Raw genomic sequence first — 21,743 nt, 5'->3', positions numbered from 1 at the left:
TGGACCTTGGCGGCTATGGTCGAGCGAGATCGCAAACAGCGGTCTCGCTCTTTTCGTCTCGGCGAGACATTGCTCTCTCATTCTGTCCGCGGCCTGAAGCAGTTGAGCGGCTCGGCTCTTGCCAAGTAAGCCGTCGCATCAGCCCGCCGGGACGGTCTGCCCACGCGGATCGCGAGCCATCGCAATCATGCGCAGCGCCATTACGATGAGCAGCGGAAGCAGGAAGGCGGCATAGAACGGCATCGTCGGCACGCGCTTGCCGAACGAGACCATGAACTGGAGCCAAAGGTAATAGCCGCCCACTAGGTGCAGGGCCCGCCAGGCGCGCGGGCCGATCAGTGCAGCGGTGCGGTCGAACGACGTCGCGCTCATGGCGATGATGAAGCCGTAGCCGATGCCGCCGAAGATGTAGGAGGCCGCCGAGGTGGCCTCGGCAAATCCGGCCGGATCCATCCCGGCAAACGTCATGATCGCCGCCGCGTGGATGGCGTGGGAGGCCGCGAAGCTGAGGCCCAGATAGCGGCGGTTGCGCTTCTGCCAGCGCGTCCAGGCATTAGGCCACAGCCGCGCCAGCGCCGCGGCGCTGAAGGCGAGGCAGAACAACAGGAGCGAGCTTCGCGCCGTGAAGCGGATCACCATGCGAACGCCCTCGACCTCGAACTGCCGCATCGAGGCGATCCATAGGCTGAGGGTGACGAGGCTCCAGCAAAGGACGGCCAGCAGGCGCCAGCCTTCGAGCCAGCTTCGACGTTCGGACATGGCGATCTCCCTCTCTATGTAATCACTGATTACATTTGGACGTTGCGGGACCGTCAATGGTGTAATCATCGCTTACATTCACGTTCGGGTGAGGCTAGAAGGATCCATGCCTGTCCGTCAGCCGTCCAAGCCGCGCGCGCACCGCCCTGCCACCGAAGCCCGGCCGTACCATCACGGCGACCTCCGCCGCGTGTTGATCGATGCTGCACTGCAACTCGCAGCGGAAGGCGCCGAAGTCTCGGTGCGTGAGGCTGCGCGCCGGGCCGCGGTGTCGCCGGGGGCGCCGTTCCGACACTTTCCCAACCGCGATGCGCTCATGGCAGCCGCGGCCGAGGAGGCGCAGCGGCGCTTTCGCGCCGAGATCGATGCGGCGCTGCGCGAGGCTCCGGCCGCCGACCCGCTCGCCCGCTTCCGCGCCTTCGGTCTCGCCTATTTGCGTTGGGCCATGCGCAATCCCGCGCATTTCGAGATCATCTCGACCGGGCGCTACTTTGCCCATGGCAGCTCGCCGGACCTGACACGAGACAACGCCGAGCTGATCGCGCTAACGGAGCAGATGCTGGTCGACGCGGCAGAGCAAGGCCTGCTGCGGTCGGCCGACCTCAAGCGTACCCAGATCGCCGGGCGCGCCCTCGTCTACGGTTTCGCCCGGATGAATCTCGACGGCCATTTCCCGCGCTGGGGCGTCAGGGAGGGCGAGATCGAGCGGATGGCGGAGGGGGTGATCGACCTGTTCATCGCAGGTATCGCAAAGCCCTAGCGGGCCAACGGCTCTGGTCGATGCCGTACGGCGCAGCCCGCTAACATTAAGCGAAGGTCGGACCGCGCCGCGCGTTGCCTCTCCTTGACCATTCCGTTACAGTTTTATGACACGGTGCAGGCTTCCGGCTGCTCCGGACGCCCTGGCTGTTTTTAAGTCGGCCAGCCAGGCTTGGCATCACCGCGCCGGACCAGAAGTTGCGTGTCGTCGATGGCGTCCGCGCCCAATCCAGGTCCTTCTGCCACGACGGCCGTGCTGGCGAGCGTCGCCGCGCTCGGCATCTGGCGGCTGCTCGCGGTTGCAGCGCCGCATCTGGCGGCTCTCGCGCTGATGTACGAGACCGAGACCGATTTCGGCTCGCGTCTGACCTTCGCACTGGCCTGGGGAATCCTTAATTTCTTCTGGATCACGCTGCTGCGTCGCCCCGCGCTGTCGGGCGCGCTGTCGCTGACGATGGTCGTCGTGCTGGTGCTGCTGTCGCGGCTCAAGCACGACGTCGTGCAGATGACGGTCAATTTCATCGACCTGATGATGATCGACCGCGACACCGTCGCGTTCCTTTTCACGATCTTCCCGAATTTGCGCTGGTCGGTGATCCTGGCCGGTCTCGTCACGCTGCCGCTGATGTATGCGCTGTGGTGGCTCGATCCGTTCCGCATCCGCCGCCTGCCGGCGCTCGCCTGCAAGCTCGCCTGCCTTGCCGCCCTGGTCAGCTATTCGCTCTATCACCCGGACGAGGCCTGGCGCGGCTATTACGACGACGGCTATCTCTCGAAATTCTTCCGCTCGGGCGTCACGGCCGTCTCCGACTTTGCGCAATACGGCTTCATGGAGGCGTCTGCTTCGACCGGCGAGCGGCTCAACATGCCGCTGGTCGATGCCTGCCATCCGGCGGGCCGCCGCCCCAACATCATCATGATCCATGATGAATCGAGCTTCGACATCCGCGCCGCCCAGGGCATCAAGGTGCCGCCGCGCTATGGCGACTATTTCAAATCGTGGGACGGCAAGCAGCGCACGTTCCTCGCCGAGAGCAATGGCGGGCCGAGCTGGTTCACCGAGTATAACGTGCTCGCAGGGCTTTCCTCGCGTTCATTCGGCCGCTTCGCCTATTTCGTCACGCGCATCGCCTCGAACCGGGTCGAGCGCGGCCTGCCGCTGGCGCTGCGCCGCTGCGGCTATGACACGCTGTCACTTTATCCCGCCCATGGCGGCTTCATGGGCGCGCGCAGCTTCCAGATGACGACGGGAATCGAGCGCTTCCTCGATTCCAAGGATCTCGGCGCCAAGGATGTCGAGCCCGACAGCTTCTTCTACGACAAGGCGCTTCAGCTGATCGGCCAGCAGCCGCCGAACAAGCCGCTGTTCGCCTTCATCTATCTCGGTGCCAACCACTTCCCCTGGGAGACCCGCTTCCGTCCCGATCTGCTGCCGAATTGGCGCGCGCCGGGCAATATGCCGTCCATCGATGAATATCTGCGCCGCCAGACCATGAGCGCAGAGCAGTACAAGGCGTTCGTTGCCGGTTTGAAGAAGACCTTTCCCGGCGAGCCATTCCTGATCGTTCGCTACGGCGATCATCAGCCGGAGTTTGCGGCTGCTATCCTCGAGCCCGGGCTCGACGAGGGCGCGATCGGCAAGAAGCTCGACGCCTACGATTCGCGCCTCTACGCGACCTATTACGCCATCGACGCCATCAATTTCGAGCCCGTTGGAAGCCAGGCCGTGATGGACACGATTGACGGTCCCTATCTGCCGCTGGTGGTTCAGGAAGCCGCCGGCATCCCGCTCGATCCGTCCTTTGCCGAGCAGAAGGAGATCATGCTCCGTTGCAAAGGCATCTTCTACGGGTGCAAGGATGGCGCCGAGGCGCGGCGGCTGAATCGGCTGCTGATCGACGCGGGGATGATCCGGGGGCTGTAGCCCATCGTCATCCCGAGAATCCGTCGGGTGGGCAAAGCGACTTGTCCGCCGTAGCTCGGAGAGCGAAGGCGGAAGCGTGCCCACCACCTCTCACATGCAGAGACCGTGGGCACGGCGCTTACGTGCCTTTGCGCACCCTACGAAATCTCACCTTATCGCCCGCCCACCTTCTCCCACAGCCATTTCGCCACCGCATCCGGTGATGAATTCGCATCATTGCCGCTGGCGCGCAGGTTCGCCTCGCGCATGGTAGCGATGTCGATCTTGCCGAGCAATGGCTTGAGCGCCGCCTGCAGTCGCGCGTCACCGGCGCGCTTCGGCGCAAGCAGCAGGATGGCGTCGTAGGGCGGGATCGCGCGTTTGGGATCGTCGAGCGCTGTGAGCTCGTATTTGGCGATCAAGCCGTCGCTGGTGTAGCCAGCGATGACGTCGACCTCGCCGCTGGCCACGGCCGCATACATGAAGTCCGGCTGCATCTGGCGCTGGGCGCGGAACTGTAGCCCATAGGCCTTTTGCAGCGCAGCCCATTCGGGGCGCGAGAAGAACTCGTAGTCGCCGGCAATCGACAGCGTAGCCGCATGTGCGGCGAGATCGGCGACGGTTCGGATGCCGAGCGCATCGGCGCGTCGTCTTGGCATCACCAGCGCATAGGCGTTCTCGAAGCCGAGCTCGCCGAGCAGGGTGATGTTGTCCTTGGCGAGCGCCGTCTTCAATTCCGCGACCAGTTCTGCGCGGGGCTTGATGTCGGTGCGATGCAGCTGGTTGGCCCAGAGCGTACCGGAATAATCGACATAGAGATCGATGTCGCCGGCCTTCAGCGCCCCGAAGATCACGCTGGAGCCGAGGCCGGAGCGCGCCGTCGCGGACAGACCGGCGGCCTGGAGGCGATCCCTCATCAACGCCGACAGCACATATTGCTCCGCGAAGGTTTTGGCGCCGACCACGTGGCCTGACGACGAGCGCCCCATGGTCGGCACTAGCGTTGCTGCAACCAGCGCCGCGATTCCGAGCGCCCCGAGGCCGCTGCGTGCGCGGCTGCGGCGGCGCAGGCCGCTCTCGATCAGGCCGAGCAACTGGTCGACTGCGAGCGCGAGCAGGGCGGAAGCCACGCAGCCGAACAGCACGAATACCCAGTTCTGGGTCTGGAGGCCGGCGAAGATGTAATTGCCGAGACTGGTCTGCCCGATCGGCGTCGACAGCGTCGCGGTGCCGATCACCCACACCGCCGCGGTGCGGATGCCGGCCATCATCACCGGCAGCGCGAGCGGCAGCTCGACGATCAGCAGCGATTGCCGCGCGGTCATGCCGACGCCCTCGGCAGCCTCGATCAGCGCGGGATCGATGCCGTTGAGGCCGGTGATGCCGTTGCGCAGCACCGGCAGCATCGAATAGAGCGCCAGTGCCAGCATCGCCGGCAGGAAGCCGAACGCGGAGAAAGATATGCCGAACCAGGCCAGCGTGACGGAAGCAGCCAGCAACAGCAGCGGATAGAACAGCGCGAGCAGCGCCAGCCCGGGTACGGTCTGCACGATGCTGGCCAACGCGAGCAGGATGCCGCGCGGCGCCGGACGCTTGCGCGTCAGGATCGCCAGCGGCAAGCTCACGGCGAGGCCGAGCGCGAGGGCGGCAAGACTCACCCGCACATGGTTGCCGAGGTAATCAGGCAGATGCGACAGCGCCTCGCCCCAGCGCGGATCGGTGAAGAGGCTCATGCCGCACCGCCCATCGGCAGCAACGCATTCAGCCGCTCGACCTGGCGGCGCGGGGTACGCAACAGCTCGAGCACGTAATCGTCGCTGCTGCTCGAGAGCTCCGCAGCCGTACCCTGTGCGAGCAATCGTCCCCCGCGCATCACTGCGATGCGATCGGCGAGCAGGATCGCCTCGGTCATGTCATGGGTGATCATCACGGTGGTCAGGCCGAGCTTGCGGTGCAGCGCGCGATAATCGTCACCGAGCGCATCGCGGGTGAGGGGATCGAGCGCGCCGAACGGTTCGTCCATCAGCACGATGCGGGGCCTTGCCGCGAGCGCCCGCGCCACACCGACGCGCTGGCGCTCGCCGCCGGAGAGCGCCTCGGGCAGCCGGTCGCGATGCGATGCGCGGTCGAGCTGCACCAGCTCCAGCAGCTCGTCGACGCGGCCTGCAACGGCCGCAGCCGGCTCGCCGAGCAGCTTCGGCGTGATGCCGATATTGTCGGCGACGCTCAGATGCGGAAACAGCCCGCCGCTCTGGAAGACGTAGCCGACCCGGCGCCGAAGCGCGACCGGATCGACATTCCGCACGTCCTCGCCTTCAACGGTGATGGTGCCGCTATCGGCCTCGATCAGCCGGTTGGCGAGCCGCAGCAGCGTGGTCTTGCCCGAGCCCGAGCCGCCGACGACGGCCACAAACTCACCCGCGGCGATGTCGAACGACACGTTATCGACGGCTGCAAGGGAGCCGAAGCGCTTGGTGACGTGCTGGTAGCTGATCGCCAGCTTGGAAGACATCGCAGGTGAGCTCTCTTTTCTCTTATCCTCCCCTGGAGGGGGAAGGTCGATCGCGCGCAGCGCGAGCGGGGTGGGGTGCTCTGTCCACGCGGGCACTGCCTCTGTGGAGAGACTGTCACCCCACCCCGTCTCACATTTCGCTGCGCTCATGTGAGCCGACCCTCCCCCTCCAGGGGAGGGTAAGAGCGCGGCAGCACGCCATGCGTAGCACGCCCGGCGCCTCGATTGAACTTGGCCGCACGAGCGGCTAAGGCATCGGCCTGAGTTCGGAGGAAGCACATGACGACGCCCACGGCAGTGGCGCTGGAAGATACCAGGGTGGCATTCCGGCTGGGGGACGGCCGGGTCTATACGGCGGTGGAGAACGCGCATCTTGCGGTCGCGCAGGGCGAGTTCGTGGCCATCGTCGGCCCGACCGGCTGCGGGAAATCGACGCTGCTCAACGTCGCGGCGGGCCTGCTCAAGCCCGCCGCGGGCAGCGTCAGGATTTTCGACCAGCCATTGGCGGGGCTGAATCGGGATGCCGGCTATTTGTTCCAGGCCGACGCGTTGTTCCCCTGGAAGACCGCGCTCGACAATGTCGCGATCGGACTCGAGGTCAAGGGCACGCCGCGCGCGGAGGCCTTGTCGCAGGCGCAGAAATGGCTGACCGCCGTCGGCCTCGGCGCCTTCGCGAACCGCTATCCGCACATGCTTTCGGGCGGCCAGCGCAAGCGCGTGGCGCTGGCGCAGGTGCTGATCCGCGATCCGAAGATCCTGTTGATGGACGAGCCGTTCGGGCCGCTCGATGCGCAGACGCGCCAGGTCATGGGCAATCTGCTGCTCGATTTGTGGAGTGCCGACCGCAAGGCCGTGCTGTTCGTCACCCACGATCTCGAAGAGGCCATCGCGCTGGCCGACCGCGTCGTGATCATGTCGGCGGGGCCGTCCTCGCGCATCATCGGTGACTGGCGCGTCGGCCTGGCCCGCCCGCGCGACATCTTCGAGGTGCGCCTCGACAAGGAATTCCATGCGCTCCATCGCGAGATCTGGAGCGTGCTCAAGGACGAGGTGATGAAGGGGTACGCACAGTCCACCCAGGCGGCGGAGGTGGTCTGATGTCGCGCACGACGCTGTTTGCGCTGCAGGTCCTGGTCGCTGTCGTCGGCCTGGTGCTGTGGCAGGTGCTGTCGACCATTCCCGTGTTCGGCAAGATCCTGCTGCCGCCGTTCTTCTTTTCCAACCCGCTCGACGTGTTCAGCCAGATCGTGAAATGGTTCGCCTCCGGCGTGATCTGGAAGCACCTCGGCATCACGCTCGCGGAATCGATCCTCGCCTTCGTGATCGGATCGCTCGGCGGCGTCCTGGTCGGCTTCTGGTTCGCGCGCCAGCCGCTGGTCGCCGCGGTGTTCGACCCCTATGTGAAGATGGTCAACGCCCTGCCGCGTGTCGTGCTGGCGCCGATCTTCGCGCTGTGGCTCGGGCTCGGCATCTGGTCCAAGGTCGCGCTCGGCGTCACCCTGGTGTTCTTCATCGTCTTCTTCAACGTCTATCAGGGCGTCAAGGAGGTCAGCCGGACTGTGCTCGACAACGGCCGCATGCTCGGCATGAGCGAGCGGCAGCTGATGCAGCATGTCTATTGGCCGTCGGCGCTGTCGTGGATGTTCTCGTCGCTTCATACCTCCGTCGGCTTTGCCGTGGTCGGCGCGGTGGTCGGCGAATATCTGGGATCGGCGGCCGGGCTCGGCTATCTGATCCAGCAGGCCGAGGGCATCTTCGATGTCGCCGGCGTGTTCGCCGGCATGTTCGTGCTGTCGGCCTTCGTCATCCTGATCGATTTCGGCGTCACCTTGGTGGAGCGGCGCCTCCTGGTGTGGCGGCCGGCTGCGTCGGACGGGCGGGGGTAGGAAGCAGGGTCTATTTGATCGCGTCGATGCGATCGCGGACGTGTGTTGGGCATGCTGTTGCGCCGAGGGGCTGACGGCCAGCCCGCTCAGGCGGAGCTTCTCAAGCCAGTCCCGCTGCTCTATGGTGCCGCCGGCCGAACGGAGGAAACCAATGAAGAAAACGATTGCCAGGCTCGCCGGCGCGCTGCTCGCGCTGACGCTCACCACCTCGCTTGCCGCGGCGCAAAGCAAGGTCACCATCGCGGTCGGCGGCGGCTCCTGCCTGTGCTATCTGCCGACCGTACTGGCCAAGCAGCTCGGCGAATACGAGAAGGCCGGCGTCAGTGTCGAGCTCGTCGACCTCAAGGGCGGCTCGGATGCGCTCAAAGCCGTGCTCGGCGGCAGCGCCGACGTGGTCTCCGGCTATTTCGATCATTGCGTCAATCTCGCCGCCAAGAAGCAGGAGCTGCAATCCTTCGTGGTCTATGACCGCTATCCCGGCCTCGTCCTGGTGGTCGCGCCATCGCGGACCAACGACATCAAGTCGGTCAAGGATCTCGCCGGCAAGAAGGTCGGCGTCAGTGCGCCCGGCTCCTCCACCGACTTCTTCCTGAAATACATGCTCAAGAAGAACGGGCTCGATCCCACCAGCGTCGCCGTGATCGGGGTGGGCCTCGGCGCCACTGCGGTGGCCGCAATGGAGCAGGGCCAGATCGACGCTGCGGTGATGCTCGATCCGTCCGTGACCGTGCTGCAGGGCAGCCACAAGGATCTGCGTATCCTCTCGGACACCCGTACCCAGAAGGATACGCTGGAGACGTTCGGCGGCGAATATCCGGGCGGCGCGCTGTATTCGACCGTGGCCTGGATCAACGGCCATGAGAAGGAGGCGCAGGCGCTCACCAATGCGATCCTCGCCACGCTCGCCTGGATCCATTCGCACAGCCCTGAGGAGATCATGGCGAAGATGCCCGAGCAGACCGTCGGCAAGAACAAGGAACTCTATCTCGCCGCGCTGAGGAATACGATCCCGATGTATTCCGAGACCGGCAAGATGGATCCGAAGGGCGCCGACGCCGTGCTTGCAGTGTTCAGCGTCGGCTCGCCCGAGGTGGCGAACGCCAAGATCGACGTCAGCAAGACCTTCACCAACAAATTCGTCGAGCAGGCCAAGAAGACAACGGGGAGCGCCAAATAGCCGACGCCATGGCGTGGTATCAGGCGTCATGACGTCACCGGTCATACATCGCGTCGCGACGCTCGATCTTGCGGTGCGGCCGATCGTGTGGCCGTTCGCCGAGGAACGGCGCGCCGAGATCGCGGCGCATTTCGCCGAGAAGCAGCGCGAGCGGCCGAAAATCTGGAACGGCCGCGTCCTGCTCGGGCGTGACGCCGTGTTCAACGACGGTCACCTGACGGCGACCTATTTCGAGACGGATTTCGCAAGCTTCCTCGCCTGGCGCGACTGGGGCTTTCCCGACAAGGCCGTGTTCAACGGCTTCGGCATGGGCGCGCTGCGCGCCTCCGACGGCGCCTTCATCATGGGCGAGATGGCGCCCCACACCGCCAATGCCGGCCGCATTTATTTCCCCTCGGGAACGCCTGATCTCGACGATGTCAGCGACGGCGCGCTCGATATTCCCGGCAGTGTCGTCCGCGAGCTCGGCGAGGAGACCGGCCTGACCGCGGCCGACTATCGGATCGAGCCGGGCTGGCATTGCGTGGTCACGGGCCCCACGATCGCGATGTTGCAGGTCATCAACCTGGGCATGCCGGGCGATGTGGCTCGCGCCCGGATCGAAGCCAACCTTGCGCGCGAGACCGAGCCGGAGCTATCCGCCATTCACCTCGTGCGCGGGACCAGCGATCTCAGGCCGTCCATGCCGCGATTTGTCACGGCCTTCGTCGAGCAGCAGTTCGCAGCGCGCTGATGCGCGAGGCTTGACATCGCCGCGCGCAGCCCATGTGATGGGCCGAAGAATTGCACCAAGAATGCAATGCACAAATCGTCCAGGGAGGTTTTGATGCGCCTGCGCATGGCTGCCCGCTTGGTACGTGGGCTGTTGGTCGCGATATCAGCGACGGGCTTGGCGGTGTCTGCCGCGGCCCAAGACAAGGCTCAAGAGAAAAAGCTCAGGATCGGCGTCATCTACGATCTCACCGGCCCGCTCGCCGGCGGTGGTTCGGAGCTGCAGTACACCGGCGCGAGGATCATGCTGGATCAGTACAGCACGAAAGACGTCGAAGGCTACAAGATCGAGGCGATCTATGCCGATGCTCAGAGCAAGCCGGATATCGCCATCAATGAAGCGATCCGTTTGATCGAGCAGGAAAAGGTCGACATGCTGCTCGGCTTCTTCTCCTCGGCGCAATGCGTGCCGGTGGCAGCGCGCGTCGAGCAGCTGAAGAAGTTCATGTGGATCACGACCTGCATTTCGTCGGCGGTGCTGGAGAACAAGAACTACAAATACGTGTTTCGCCCGCAGGCGTCCGGCGACCAATTCGGCATGATGACGATGGACTTCATCGCGCAGAACGCGAAGGAAAAGCTGGGCAAGGACCCGAAGGACCTGCGGGTCGCCATCATCCACGAGGACGGCGCCTACGGCGTCGACGTTGCCAAAGGCAACGAGGCCGGTGCCAAGAAGGCCGGTTTCAACATCGTGCTCAGAGAGGGCTATTCGGCGACGGCCCCGGATCTGTCTGCGCTGGTCACCAAGCTGAAGCGGGCCAAGCCGGATGTGGTGTTCCATACCGGCTATAATCCCGACATCACCCTGTTGCTTCGGCAAGCCCGCGAACAGGGGCTGAAGTTCGGCGCGCTGGTAGGACATGGCGCCGGCTACGGGGTCTATGAGAAGCTGAAGGAAGGCCTGGGCGCCGACGTAAACTATGTCTTCAACACCGATCCGATCTCGATCTGGCTCGCCAACCAGAAGAGCATGGATCCGAAGCTGCCGCCGATCATCAAGGCGGTCGGCGAGGAGTTCGACAAGCGCAAGCCGGGTGTCGCCATCCGTTCGGCCCATGTCGGCATGGCTGCGTCCAACACCTATTTGTTCCTGAACGACGTGCTGCCGCGAGCGATCAAGAAATATGGCGGTGTAGATCCCGATTCCCTGCGCAAGGCAGCACTGGACACCGACATACCCGAAGGCGGCACCATGCTCGGCTTCGGCGTCAAATTCCACGGCGAGGGCTCGCCAATGGCCGGCCAGAACGAGCGCTCGTTCCCGGTCGTGATCCAATACGTCGACGACAAGTCCTATGTGGTGTGGCCCAAGAGCCAGGCGCAGCGCGAGGCCGTGCTGCCGCTGCCCAAGGGCACCACCTACAGCAACCAATAGCGGGGTTCTGCGGTGTTGGAAGTCAGCGGATTGGTGAAGCGGTTTGGCGGCTTCACCGCCGTGAATAACGTCTCGTTCCGGGTCGACCAGGGCGAGATCCTCGGCCTGATCGGTCCCAACGGCTCGGGCAAGAGCACGATCTTCAACATGCTGTCCGGCACGCTGGCGCCGACCTCCGGATCGATCCTGTTCGCCGGGCACGAGATTGCGGGCCTTGCGCCGCACCGGATCATCAACAGCGGCATCGGGCGGACCTTCCAGATCCCACGGCCGTTCCGCCGCCTCAGCATTTTCGAGAACGTCGCGCTTGCCGGCTTCTACGGCCAGGGCCGCCACAGCCGCGCCAAGGCGGAGGAGGCGGCCGAGCGGTCGCTGGCGATGGTCGGCCTGCCGACCGACCGCCATGCCAGCGTCGATGGGCTCGGCGCGGCGGGGCTGAAGAAGCTCGAGCTGGCGAAGGCGCTCGCCACCGCGCCAAAGCTGTTGCTCGCCGACGAGAGCCTCGGCGGTCTCGACGAGACCGAGATGGACCAGGCTGCGGACATGCTGCGCAACATCCGCGACGAGCTCGGCATCACCATCATCTGGGTCGAGCACATCATGGGCGTCCTGATGCGCGTCGTCGACCGCGTCATGGTGCTCGATCACGGCGAGAAGATCTCCGAAGGCCTGCCGAGCGCGGTCGCCGGCGATCCGCGCGTCATCGAGGTCTATCTCGGCACCGACGCCGAGACCACGCAGGCCGCGGCCGCCGAAGCGCGCCGCCGCGCGGGAGGCTAGGTGATGCTGGAGCTTCGCGGCCTCAATGCCGGCTATGGCACCTTCCAGGCACTGTTCGACGTCAACCTCGACGTGAAGGCCGGCGAAGCCGTCGGCGTCATCGGCCCGAACGGCGCCGGCAAGACCACCTTGATGCGCGTCATCTCCGGCCTGATCCGCCCCTCGCGCGGATCGATCAGGATGGAGGGCGTCGACCTCATCGCGACACCGTCGCACAAGATCGTCAGCCTCGGCATTGCGCATGTGCCGGAGAACCGGCGGCTGTTTCCGCAGCTCACGGTCGACGACAATCTCAAGATGGGCGCCTTCATGAAGGAGGCGCGGGACCGCTACGCCGAGCGCCTCGAAGTCGTGTTCGACCTGTTCCCCCGCCTGAAGGAACGCCGTCACCAGATGGCCGGCACCATGTCCGGCGGCGAGCAACAGATGTGCGCCATCGGCCGCGCGATGATGTCCAATCCGAAACTGTTGCTGCTCGACGAACCCTCGGCGGGGCTCGCGCCGGTGGTGGTGCAGCAGGTGTTCGAGCTGGTGAAGCGGATCCGCGCCAGCGGGCTGACGGTGCTGATCGTCGAGCAGAACGTGCAGCAGGTGCTGAAGGTGGTCGACCGCGCCTATCTGATCGAGGCGGGCACGATCCGCACGTCCGGCACCTCGGCCGAGATGCTGGCGAGCGACACGGTCAAGGAAGCTTATCTCGGGGTGTGATGGGCATGCAGGCGTTCCTGGACGTATTCGACATCTACCTGCTGGAGGCCGTCATCAACGGCATCCTGCTCGGCGGCGTGCTGGCGCTGCTCGCGCTCGGGCTCAACCTGATCTTCGGTGTCATCGACGTGACCTGGATCTGCTACGCCGAGCTCGTCATGATCGGCATGTACGGCATGTATTTCATGGTGCAGTATTATGGCGTCAGCTATTTCGTCGCTGCCCCGCTCACTATCCTGCTGGTCGCCGTGCTTGGTGCGGCGCTGCACTACCTCGTCATCGCGCCGCTGCTGACCGCACCACCGATCAACCAGCTGCTCGCGACCGGCGGGGTGCTGTTCGTGCTGCAGAGCTTTGCCACGGTTGCCTTCGGCATCGACTTCCGCAATCTCGGCATCCGCTTGCCGGTGCTCGCCTTCGGCGACATGAATTTCAGCTACGCACGACTGCTTTCGTTCGTCGCCGCGCTGGTCGGCATGGTCGCGGTCTATCTGTTCATGACGCGCACCTTCACCGGCACTGCGATCCGCGCCATCTCGCAGGACCGGCAGATCATGGCGCTGATGGGCGTCGATACCAAGCGGATCTACCTGATCACGTCGGCGCTCGGCGGCGCGCTCGCCGGCCTCGCGGCCTGCCTCCTGGTGCTGCAATACGACGTGCATCCCTTCGTCGGCCTGTCCTTCGGGCCGATCACCTTCCTGATCTGCGTGCTCGGCGGCCTCGGCAATTTCATCGGCGGCTTCATCGCCGCCTTCGTGTTCGCCGAGATCATCTCGCTCGGGGGCCTGTTCTCCGACCTCGAATGGGGCTATGTGCTGGCCTTCGCGTTCTTCATCGTCATGATGTTCATCCGGCCCGCGGGCCTGCTTGCGAGGCGCCGATGATGGGGCAGGGGCGGCTTGCTGCATGGGGCGTGGGGCTGGCGGCGCTGGTCGCGCTGCCCTTCGTCTATCGCGATCCCTATCATCTGCACATCCTGGTGCTGATCCTGATCTGGTCGTTCGCCTATACGTCCTGGTCGATGATGGGGAGGTTCGGCCTCGTGTCGCTCGGCCATGGCGGCTTCATGGGGATCGGCGCTTACGTCACCGCGCTGTTGTGGAATCACGCAGGATTGTCGCCCTGGATCGGCATTCCCATCAGCATGGCGGCGGCCGGTGCGCTGGCGATGATCGTCGGCTATCCCTGCTTTCGCTTTCGTATCACCGGGCATTATTTCGTGCTGGTGACGCTGGCGCTGTCAGGCATCGTGCTCCAGGTCATCACCGCGACGCGCGACTATACCGGCGGCTCGCTCGGCTACACCCCGAACCGCGCGTCCGGCAACAGGCTGCTGGCGCTGCAATTCGACGACAAGACCACCTGGTACCTGATCGCGCTTGCGGTCTGGCTGTTCGGCATCGTGGTCTGGCACTGGGTCGACCGCAGCATGGCGCGTTATGCGCTGGAGGCGATTTCCGAGGACGAGGATGCTGCGGCCGCGGCCGGTGTCGACGTCACCGCCGAGAAGCTGAAGATCACGCTGCTCAGCGCGTTGATGACGGCTCTGGCGGGCGCGATCTACTGCCAGTACCAGATGTTCATCACGCCGGACACGGTCAGCGGCATCGCGGTCTCGCTGCAGATGGTGTTCGCCGCGATCGTCGGCGGGCTGTTCGTCTCGCTCGGTCCGACCGTCGGCGCCATCATCACCATTCTGCTGGCGGAAACGCTGCGCATCGGTTTCGGCACCAAGGCGGTCGGCTGGGACAACCTCGTCTACGGCGTGCTGCTCGTGCTCTTCATCATATTCCTTCCCAAGGGCATCCTTGGTAGCTTGCTCGACCGATTGAAGTTGCAACGCAAGGTGCCCCGCGCTCATGAGCAAAAAGCCGTCCAAGTCGCTCGCCCAGGAGCTTGACCGCTACATCACGCCGTTTCGCTACGATGGCTCGGGCAAGTTTCACCTCAAGGACCACAAGACCGACGAGAGGGGCGATCTCGACAAGGAGAAGGCGCTCGCGATCCTCGACGCCAACAAGAAGCGGCTGATCGCGTTTCAGGAGAAGCTCTACGCGCAGGATCGCTGGTCGCTCCTGATCGTATTCCAGGCGATGGACGCCGGCGGCAAGGATTCTGCGATCAAGGCGATCTTCGAGGGCATCAATCCGCAGGGCTGCGAGGTCACGGCCTTCAAGGCGCCGAGCAGCAAGGAGCTCGACCACGACTTCCTCTGGCGTCATGCGGTCGCGCTGCCCGAGCGCGGCCATATCGGCATCTTCAACCGATCGCACTACGAGGAATGCCTGGTGACGCGCGTGCATCCCGAGATTCTCGCCAAGCAGAAGCTGCCGCCGAAGCTCGTCACCAAGAACATCTGGAAGGAGCGGTTCGAGGACATCTCCGCCTTCGAGCGCTATCTCTGCCGCAACGGTACCGTGGTGCTGAAGTTCTTCCTCAACCTCTCCAAGGAAGAGCAGCGCGAGCGCTTCCTCGCGCGGCTGGACGATCCGGCCAAACAGTGGAAGTTCTCCATGGACGACATCCGGGAGCGTGCGCTGTGGCCGCGCTACCAGGCGGTCTACCAGGACATCGTCCGGCACACGGCGACGTCCCATGCACCCTGGTACGTCGTGCCCGCCGACCACAAATGGTTCGCCCGCGTCGTGATCGGCTCGGTGATCAATGCCGAGCTGGAAAAGCTCGACCTGCGCTTCCCCCGCGCCGACAGGGCCTCGCTTGAGGAGTTCAAGCAGGTGCGCAAGGCTCTGGAGAGAGAAGGGACGGGCGGCAGGAAGCAAGCAAAGTGACAGCCAGCGGGACCACGAACTGCAAGAACGTCAACTTCGCGCTCCAGGGCGGCGGCGCGCACGGCGCTTTCGTGTGGGGCGTGCTCGACCAGGTGCTCGAGGACGGCAGGCTCGCGATCGAGGCGATCAGCGCGACCAGTGCCGGCGCCATGAATGCGGTGGCGATGGCCTCCGGCATGGCGCATGGAGGCGCGGAGGCCGCGCGGGAGAGCCTGCACGCATTCTGGTACGAAGTCTCGCGCATGGACATGGCATACGACCTGATGTCGCCGCTGAACCAGTGGATTCAGGCCCTGAAGCTGCCGCCGGAATATCATCCGGTCCACGCATTCATCCACACGCTGACGCACACGCTGCCGCCCAACCTGCTCAATCCCTTTCAGTTCAATCCGCTCCGCGCGCTGCTGCAGCGCGTGATCGATTTCGACCGGCTCAATTCCTCGCCCGAGGCGCCGCAGCTGTTTCTCAACGCCACCAACGTCCGCACCGGCAAGATCAAGGTATTCCAGAGCCCGCTGCTGACGGCGGAAACCGTGCTCGCCTCGGCCTGCCTGCCGCCCTATTTCCAGGCCGTCGAGATCGATGGCGAGCATTACTGGGACGGCGGCTATCTCGGCAATCCCGCGATCTATCCGTTGATCTACCGCAAGGGCAGCCACGACGTCGTCATCGTGCAGGTGACGGCGATCCGGCGCGACGAGCTGCCGGCCAGTGCCGCCGATGTCCTGCACCGAATCAACGAGATCAGCTTCAATTCGTCCTTGATGCGCGAGATGCGCGCGGTCGCTTTCGCCACCCGGCTGATCGACGATGGCGAGCTCGACAGCAACAAGCATAGCCGCATGTACATGCATTGGATCGGCAACGACGCGCTGATGTCGCAGCTCGGCACGGCCACGCAGTTCCACCCCGAATGGAGCCTGTTGTGCCGCCTGCGCGATGAGGGCCGCGCGGCGGCGCGCAACTGGCTGGCGCGAAACTTCGACCAGATCGGGAAGGCCTCGACGGTCGACCTCGCGGAGATGTTTCTCTAGTTGGCCGGGTGGCCATCGACCAAAAGTGCGAAAACAACCCCATGCACAGTAGCCAGGAATAGCGGTATCAATGGCTTATCGGGTCCTATCATCCGCGATGCGGATTTCACGAAATTCGTTTGCATCGTCGGGCAAAACAGGGGCATGATGTCACCATGCCGGCTGCCTTCGGAAATCCCTCACTTCGCGCGGAAGCGATTTGCACAGCGGAACTCGGGCCGTCAAATGTGATCGTCAGATCATTGATCCTGCTTGACAGTTTTGTGTCGCAGGGGGACCATGCCCCTGGTCGCCAACAAGCGACGCGCAACGTCCACCTCATGAGCAAGGGGAGGTCTATGACACCACCTCCGCAAATCCAGCCGCGTTAATTGCGATGGAGCTCGTTCGGACTATCGCATAGCGGCGCAAACCGCGAACGGCACGCCGGGACAAGGTTTAGCGGGCTGCATCAGTGAGGCAAAGCCCCTACCTTCCCGGCGCTGTATTTTGATCGTGTCGGATGGCCGTGAAGGCCGCCGCACCGCTTTTTTTTGACACCCCGCTCGTCTTAATCCTGTTGTCTGATCCGCAAACGGTCTTTGTGCGCGCTGACGGGACATCAGCTCCCGATCCTGCGCTGCGGCAAATGCCAAGAGAATGTCGTCCCAAAGGCCAACTTCCGACACAGGCTGGGGGCGAATAGCGCCGATCCGACATGACGGATGTGCTTCGGCGGTGGCGGCCACGCTACCTGCGCGCACATTCACTTTTCCAGGGAATCTGCGTGTCGCAAAAGCTTGTCCCGGCGCTTCTCGCCGCTCTTTTCCTTGCGATCTCTTCTCTCTCCTGCGCCCGCGCCGATGCGCCAGCCGCGAACGGTGCCGCGGCGCTATCGCCTGACGAAGCCAGGCGTGCGTTGGACACGCTTCAGGACGACAAGAAGCGCGCGCAGATGATCGATACGCTCCGTGCGATCGCCAACGCGTCTGGTCCGCAACAGGCCGGGCCGCAGCCGAATTCGCCGATCCCGCTTTCGGCCGACGGCCTCGGAGCGCAGCTCATGCTCACGGTCTCGGAGGAGATCGGCGAAATCTCGCGTGAGATCGCCGGCATCGCGCGGACGCTCACGCACTTTCCCGCGTTCTACTACTGGATCGTGCGCACCGCGAACGATCCCGCGGCTTACAATCTTCTGATCGAGATCGCCTGGAAGCTGGCGCTGGTGCTCGGCTGCGCCCTCTCGGCCGAATGGGTGATCTTCCGCCTGATCCGCCGGCCGGTCGCGTTCCTGGAGGGACGCGTGCCGCAAACCGCGCGCCTGCCGGCACCCGCGTTGCCGCTTGCCGATCCGCCATCGTCAGTCGCCGACGTTACGCCTGCACCTGAAATGCAGGAGCGACGCCACAGCCTTGCGCGGGTCTGGCAGATCATGCTGCGCCTGCCCTTCGTGTTCGGGCGTTTCGTGCTCGAGCTGCTTCCCGTGCTCATCTTCGTCGGCGTCGCCACCGCGCTGCTCGGGACGGAGATTGGAGAACCGACAACCGTCCGCCTCGTGATCCTCGCCGTCGTCAACGCCTATGCGTTCTCGCGCGGGCTCATCTGCCTGGTTCGGGCGCTGGCGGGGCCGTTCGGCTTGTTTCCGGTGCGCGCGGAGACCGCCGCCTATGTCGAGATCTGGGCGCGCCGCATCGTAGGCGTCGGCATCTCCGGCATCGCCTTTGCCAATGTGGCGCTGCTGCTCGGCCTGCACCGCGCCGGCTACGCCGCGCTGCTGCGCATGGTGATGCTGGTCGTGCACCTCTTCATCGCCGTCATCATCCTGCAATGCCGCCGCCAGGTCGCCGATGCCATCCGCGCGCCGGCCGAGCGGCAGGGGATCGCGGCTCGTTTGCGCAACCGCATCGCCGGCGGCTGGCACTATCTTGCCATCGCGCTCGACCTCGCGCTCTGGGCGGTGTGGGCGCTCAACATCCGCAACGGCTATTCGCTGCTGCTGCAATATTTCGTCGGCACCATCGCGGTGGCGCTGGTCACGCGTGTCGTCATCATGCTGACGCTGAGCCTGATCGACCGCGGCTTCCGCATCAAGCCGGAAATCCTCCAGCGCTTTCCCGGCCTCGAGATCCGTGCCAACCGCTATCTGCCGCTGCTCCGCAGGATCGTATCCGGCGTGATCGCCTTCATCGGTTTCGTGGCGGTGCTCGAGGTCTGGGGCGTGGACGCGATCGTCTGGTTCTATGGCGGCCAGATCGGCAGCCGGCTGATCTCGGCCGTGGTGACCATCGGCCTCGCCGTGCTCATCGCTGCAGCGATCTGGGAAGCCAGCAATGCGCTGCTGGACCGCCAGATCAATACGCTGTCGCGGGACGGGCACTATGCCCGCGCCGCGCGGTTGCGCACCTTCCAGCCGATGCTGCGCACCGCGCTGCTCTGCCTGATCGCGACAATCGTCGGCCTCACGGCGCTGAGCGAGATCGGCGTCAACGTCGCCCCGCTGCTGGCGGGTGCCGGCATCGTCGGCATTGCGATCGGCTTCGGCTCGCAGAAGCTGGTGCAGGATCTCATCACCGGCCTGTTCCTGCTGCTGGAGAATACGGTGCAGGTCGGCGACACCGTCAGCGTGTCCGGGCTGTCGGGCGTCGTCGAGAACGTCTCGATCCGCACCATCCGCCTGCGCGCGGGCGACGGCGCCGTGCACATCGTGCCGTTCAGCGCGGTCACGACCATCACCAATGCCAGCCGCGGCGCCGGCAACGCCTCGGTCAGCGTCAACGTCGCCTACAAGGAAGACACCGACCGCGCCGGCCAGATCCTCAAGGACATCGTCGACGAGATGCGCCGTGAAGCGGATTTCCGCGCGCTCATCCGCGGCGACCTCGAGCTGTGGGGCGTCGACAAGGTCGACGGCGCGATGGTGTCGATCGTCGGGCAGATCCGCTGCACCGAGGCCGGCCGCTGGCCGGTCCAGCGCGAATTCAACCGCCGCATGAAGCTGCGCCTTCAGCAGAACGGCATCGAGGTCGCATCGTCGGGGCAGACCATCCTGATGCACATCGCGCCGCCGGCAGACAGCGCTGCCAATCTGACGCCCCGGCGGGCGGCGGGATAAACAGTCCCAAAGTCTGGCCTGCCTTTATTTGCGCGTCCGCCAACGCGCGCCCCGGTTGGCGCGTTAAACCTTTTCGCGCGCAAGTGCCAGGCGTTTGCAAAAATCTGCTGCGGTGCGAGATCACGATCGCGGCCGGAGTCGCTACGTCCTTGATCTCGACTGAACGCTGGCCGACAATGGCCGCGGTTCAATAAGAAACTCCTTGGGGGAATCGTGAATAGACCTGCTCGGGTCAGCGCCCATTCGACATCATCCGAGATCGCGCACGGCATGACGCTGCTGCGCGACCCCCTGCTCAACAAGGGCACGGCCTTCACGGAAGCAGAGCGCGCCGCACTCGGCTTGCGCGGCCTGTTGCCGCCCTGCGTGCTGACGATGGAGACGCAGGCTCAGCGCGTGCTCACCAATCTGCGCACGCTGCCGACGGACCTGGAAAAATACGTTGCCCTGAACGCGCTGCATGACCGCAACGAGGCGCTGTTCTTCCGCGTCGTCGTCGACAATATCGACGAGATCCAGCCGATCATCTACACCCCGACGGTCGGACTTGCCTGCCAGAAATACGGCCTGATCTTCCAGCGGCCGCGCGGCATGTTCATCTCCTCGCGCGACCGCGGCCAGATCGCGGAGATCCTGAAGAACTGGCCCTACCAGGCCAGGCTGATCGTCGTCACCGACGGCGAGCGCATTTTGGGACTTGGCGATCTCGGTGCCAACGGGATGGGTATCCCCGTCGGCAAGCTCTCGCTCTATTCGGCCTGCGCCGGCGTGCATCCGGAAGCGTGCTTGCCGATCGTGCTTGATGTCGGCACCAACAACGAAGAGCTGTTGAACGATCCCTATTATCTCGGCCTGCGCGAGCGGCGGCTGACGGGCGAGGCCTATGACAGCTTCGTCGACGAGTTCATGCAGGCCGCGCGAAAGACGTTTCCGGGCGTGCTGATCCAGTTCGAGGACTTCGCCAATCATTCGGCGTTCAAGCTGCTGCACAAATATCGCGACGAGGCCTGCGTCTTCAACGACGACATCCAGGGCACCGCGGCGGTGGCGCTCGCCGGCCTGTTCTCGGCTCTGCGCATCTCCGGCGGCAAGCTGAAGGATCAGAAGATCCTGTTCCTCGGGGCGGGCGAGGCGGCGACCGGCATCGCCGATCTCGTGGTCTCCGCCATGATGGCGGAAGGCGCGTCCGAGGCGGACGCGCTTCGCCGCAACTGGCTGGTGGATTCCCGCGGTCTCGTCGTCAGCGGCCGTGAAGGCCTTTCTGGCCATAAGCTCCGCTATGCCCATGCCGGTCAGGCGCCGATCGCCGACTTCCTCACCGCGATCAAGACGCTGAAGCCGACGGCGATCATCGGCGTCGCCGCGGTCGGCGGCGCCTTCACGCCCGACGTGCTCAAGGCGATGGCCGAGCTCAACGAGCAGCCGATCGTGTTCGCGCTCTCCAACCCGACCTCGAAAGCCGAGTGCTCGGCGGAGGATGCCTATCGTTACACGGAGGGACGCGCGCTGTTCGCCTGCGGCAGTCCGTATGATCCGGTCAAGCTCAACGGCCGCAGCTTCGTGCCGCGCCAGGGCAACAATTCCTACATCTTCCCGGGCGTCGGCCTCGGCGTCATCGCCAGCCGCTCGCGCCTCGTGACCGACGAGATGTTCATGGCGGCGGCCCACGCGCTCGCCGATTGCGTCGGCAAGGAGGACCTCGCTCAGGGCAGCCTCTATCCGGCACTGCCGCGCATCCGCGAGGTCTCCGTGCGCATCGCGGCGGCGGTTGCGGATGTGGCCTATCAACGCGCGCTCGCCGACGGACCCGCGCGCCCCCCAACGACGTGAAGGCCCTGGTCCAGTCGCAAATGTACGAGCCGAAGTACTGAGGGCCAGGCCGACGGTTGATCTGGTTAGGCGCTCGCCAGGCTTTTGGTATTGCCGCGGCTCGTTCACCTCTCCCGCTTGCGGGAGAGGTCGGCGCGAAGCGCCGGGAGAGGGCTTTCTCCTCTTGGGGAGATTGTCCCATTGCGGAAGCACACCCTCTCCTCAACCCTCTCCCGCAAGCGGGAGAGGGAGCGGACCTCCGTCGTTGCGCAATCAAGCCTCATTTCATCGCGCCTAAAGGGGGCCGATCTGTCCCGATTCTGAACAGGTCACTGTGGTGGAATCGCCACAGCTGGCGCGAAACGAAGGCGGCCCCAGAGCCGC

17 protein-coding genes and 1 pseudogene are annotated in these 21,743 nt (G+C 64.8%); 15 read left to right on the top strand and 3 right to left on the bottom strand.

The genetic code is table 11. The annotated features are described in order from the left end of the window. Window positions 1-138: 138 nt before the first annotated feature. Window positions 139-759 (bottom strand): hypothetical protein, encoded by a 621-nt coding sequence (locus ABIA45_RS19765; protein WP_404543320.1) that lies wholly within the window; start codon window positions 757-759, stop codon window positions 139-141. 106 nt (window positions 760-865) lie between these two features. Between ABIA45_RS19765 and ABIA45_RS19760 the strand changes: the two genes are divergently transcribed. Both ABIA45_RS19760 and ABIA45_RS19755 read left to right on the top strand, forming a co-directional pair. Beyond that, window positions 866-1,519, top strand: a complete 654-nt coding sequence (locus ABIA45_RS19760) for a TetR/AcrR family transcriptional regulator (RefSeq protein ID WP_404653304.1) — start codon at window positions 866-868, stop codon at window positions 1,517-1,519. A 210-nt stretch (window positions 1,520-1,729) separates the two neighbouring features. After that, on the top strand, window positions 1,730-3,442 hold the full coding sequence (locus ABIA45_RS19755; RefSeq protein ID WP_404653302.1) for a sulfatase-like hydrolase/transferase: 1,713 nt from the start codon (window positions 1,730-1,732) through the stop codon (window positions 3,440-3,442). Window positions 3,443-3,594: 152 nt separating this feature from the next. Here the strand turns inward: ABIA45_RS19755 and ABIA45_RS19750 are convergent, their stop codons facing one another. Both ABIA45_RS19750 and ABIA45_RS19745 read right to left on the bottom strand, forming a co-directional pair. After that, window positions 3,595-5,154, bottom strand: a complete 1,560-nt coding sequence (locus tag ABIA45_RS19750) for an ABC transporter permease/substrate-binding protein (RefSeq protein ID WP_404653301.1) — start codon at window positions 5,152-5,154, stop codon at window positions 3,595-3,597. Continuing rightward, complete coding sequence (locus tag ABIA45_RS19745) at window positions 5,151-5,933, bottom strand: ATP-binding cassette domain-containing protein (protein WP_404653300.1); 783 nt, start codon at window positions 5,931-5,933, stop codon at window positions 5,151-5,153. The genes ABIA45_RS19750 and ABIA45_RS19745 overlap by 4 nt, the downstream gene beginning before the upstream one ends. Window positions 5,934-6,212: 279 nt before the next feature. On the opposite strand from ABIA45_RS19745, the gene ABIA45_RS19740 reads away from it, so the two are divergent. From ABIA45_RS19740 to ABIA45_RS19680, 13 genes and pseudogenes are all read left to right on the top strand, one after another. Next, window positions 6,213-7,031 (top strand): ABC transporter ATP-binding protein, encoded by an 819-nt coding sequence (locus ABIA45_RS19740; RefSeq protein ID WP_157284705.1) that lies wholly within the window; start codon window positions 6,213-6,215, stop codon window positions 7,029-7,031. Further along, window positions 7,031-7,819, top strand: coding sequence for an ABC transporter permease (locus ABIA45_RS19735; protein ID WP_157284704.1), 789 nt, complete (start codon window positions 7,031-7,033; stop codon window positions 7,817-7,819). The genes ABIA45_RS19740 and ABIA45_RS19735 overlap by 1 nt, the downstream gene beginning before the upstream one ends. Window positions 7,820-7,970: 151 nt before the next feature. After that, complete coding sequence (locus tag ABIA45_RS19730; RefSeq protein ID WP_271543704.1) at window positions 7,971-8,996, top strand: ABC transporter substrate-binding protein; 1,026 nt, start codon at window positions 7,971-7,973, stop codon at window positions 8,994-8,996. A 28-nt stretch (window positions 8,997-9,024) separates the two neighbouring features. Next, window positions 9,025-9,729: an NUDIX hydrolase gene (locus tag ABIA45_RS19725; RefSeq protein ID WP_157284702.1), complete on the top strand. Its 705-nt coding sequence runs from the start codon at window positions 9,025-9,027 to the stop codon at window positions 9,727-9,729. A gap of 93 nt (window positions 9,730-9,822) precedes the next feature. After that, window positions 9,823-11,145, top strand: coding sequence for an ABC transporter substrate-binding protein (locus ABIA45_RS19720; RefSeq protein WP_404653297.1), 1,323 nt, complete (start codon window positions 9,823-9,825; stop codon window positions 11,143-11,145). Window positions 11,146-11,157: 12 nt separating this feature from the next. Then, a complete protein-coding gene (locus ABIA45_RS19715; protein WP_404543310.1) occupies window positions 11,158-11,925 on the top strand; it encodes an ABC transporter ATP-binding protein in 768 nt (255 codons plus the stop codon). Window positions 11,926-11,928: 3 nt separating this feature from the next. Continuing rightward, window positions 11,929-12,633: an ABC transporter ATP-binding protein gene (locus ABIA45_RS19710; RefSeq protein WP_404543309.1), complete on the top strand. Its 705-nt coding sequence runs from the start codon at window positions 11,929-11,931 to the stop codon at window positions 12,631-12,633. Between the two features lie 5 nt (window positions 12,634-12,638). Beyond that, window positions 12,639-13,520, top strand: a complete 882-nt coding sequence (locus tag ABIA45_RS19705) for a branched-chain amino acid ABC transporter permease (RefSeq protein ID WP_036006719.1) — start codon at window positions 12,639-12,641, stop codon at window positions 13,518-13,520. Continuing rightward, window positions 13,517-14,536 (top strand): branched-chain amino acid ABC transporter permease, encoded by a 1,020-nt coding sequence (locus ABIA45_RS19700; RefSeq protein ID WP_036025024.1) that lies wholly within the window; start codon window positions 13,517-13,519, stop codon window positions 14,534-14,536. Before ABIA45_RS19705 ends, ABIA45_RS19700 begins: the two co-directional genes overlap by 4 nt. Then, window positions 14,496-15,425 carry a polyphosphate kinase 2 family protein gene (locus ABIA45_RS19695; RefSeq protein ID WP_404653295.1) on the top strand — a complete coding sequence of 310 codons (930 nt, stop codon included), beginning with the start codon at window positions 14,496-14,498 and terminating at the stop codon, window positions 15,423-15,425. The genes ABIA45_RS19700 and ABIA45_RS19695 overlap by 41 nt, the downstream gene beginning before the upstream one ends. After that, window positions 15,422-16,459: a patatin-like phospholipase family protein gene (locus tag ABIA45_RS19690; RefSeq protein WP_338122693.1), complete on the top strand. Its 1,038-nt coding sequence runs from the start codon at window positions 15,422-15,424 to the stop codon at window positions 16,457-16,459. The genes ABIA45_RS19695 and ABIA45_RS19690 overlap by 4 nt, the downstream gene beginning before the upstream one ends. Before the next feature lie 766 nt (window positions 16,460-17,225). Continuing rightward, window positions 17,226-19,550, top strand: a complete 2,325-nt coding sequence (locus ABIA45_RS19685; RefSeq protein WP_404653294.1) for a mechanosensitive ion channel domain-containing protein — start codon at window positions 17,226-17,228, stop codon at window positions 19,548-19,550. Window positions 19,551-19,820: 270 nt separating this feature from the next. Next, a pseudogene (locus ABIA45_RS19680) lies at window positions 19,821-21,421 on the top strand (NAD-dependent malic enzyme). Window positions 21,422-21,743: the final 322 nt, after the last annotated feature.

This window comes from Bradyrhizobium sp. USDA 336 (genome assembly GCF_044908355.1).
Taxonomy (GTDB): domain Bacteria; phylum Pseudomonadota; class Alphaproteobacteria; order Rhizobiales; family Xanthobacteraceae; genus Bradyrhizobium; species Bradyrhizobium yuanmingense.
This window is presented reverse-complemented; position numbering and strand designations above follow the sequence as displayed.

Coding starts and splice junctions, on each gene's coding strand:
- ABIA45_RS19765 (WP_404543320.1), bottom strand. CDS start 759: ATGTCCGAACGTCGAAGCTGGCTCGAAGGCTGGCGCCTGCTGGCCGTC.
- ABIA45_RS19760 (WP_404653304.1), top strand. CDS start 866: ATGCCTGTCCGTCAGCCGTCCAAGCCGCGCGCGCACCGCCCTGCCACC.
- ABIA45_RS19755 (WP_404653302.1), top strand. CDS start 1,730: ATGGCGTCCGCGCCCAATCCAGGTCCTTCTGCCACGACGGCCGTGCTG.
- ABIA45_RS19750 (WP_404653301.1), bottom strand. CDS start 5,154: ATGAGCCTCTTCACCGATCCGCGCTGGGGCGAGGCGCTGTCGCATCTG.
- ABIA45_RS19745 (WP_404653300.1), bottom strand. CDS start 5,933: ATGTCTTCCAAGCTGGCGATCAGCTACCAGCACGTCACCAAGCGCTTC.
- ABIA45_RS19740 (WP_157284705.1), top strand. CDS start 6,213: ATGACGACGCCCACGGCAGTGGCGCTGGAAGATACCAGGGTGGCATTC.
- ABIA45_RS19735 (WP_157284704.1), top strand. CDS start 7,031: ATGTCGCGCACGACGCTGTTTGCGCTGCAGGTCCTGGTCGCTGTCGTC.
- ABIA45_RS19730 (WP_271543704.1), top strand. CDS start 7,971: ATGAAGAAAACGATTGCCAGGCTCGCCGGCGCGCTGCTCGCGCTGACG.
- ABIA45_RS19725 (WP_157284702.1), top strand. CDS start 9,025: ATGACGTCACCGGTCATACATCGCGTCGCGACGCTCGATCTTGCGGTG.
- ABIA45_RS19720 (WP_404653297.1), top strand. CDS start 9,823: ATGCGCCTGCGCATGGCTGCCCGCTTGGTACGTGGGCTGTTGGTCGCG.
- ABIA45_RS19710 (WP_404543309.1), top strand. CDS start 11,929: ATGCTGGAGCTTCGCGGCCTCAATGCCGGCTATGGCACCTTCCAGGCA.
- ABIA45_RS19705 (WP_036006719.1), top strand. CDS start 12,639: ATGCAGGCGTTCCTGGACGTATTCGACATCTACCTGCTGGAGGCCGTC.
- ABIA45_RS19700 (WP_036025024.1), top strand. CDS start 13,517: ATGATGGGGCAGGGGCGGCTTGCTGCATGGGGCGTGGGGCTGGCGGCG.
- ABIA45_RS19695 (WP_404653295.1), top strand. CDS start 14,496: ATGAGCAAAAAGCCGTCCAAGTCGCTCGCCCAGGAGCTTGACCGCTAC.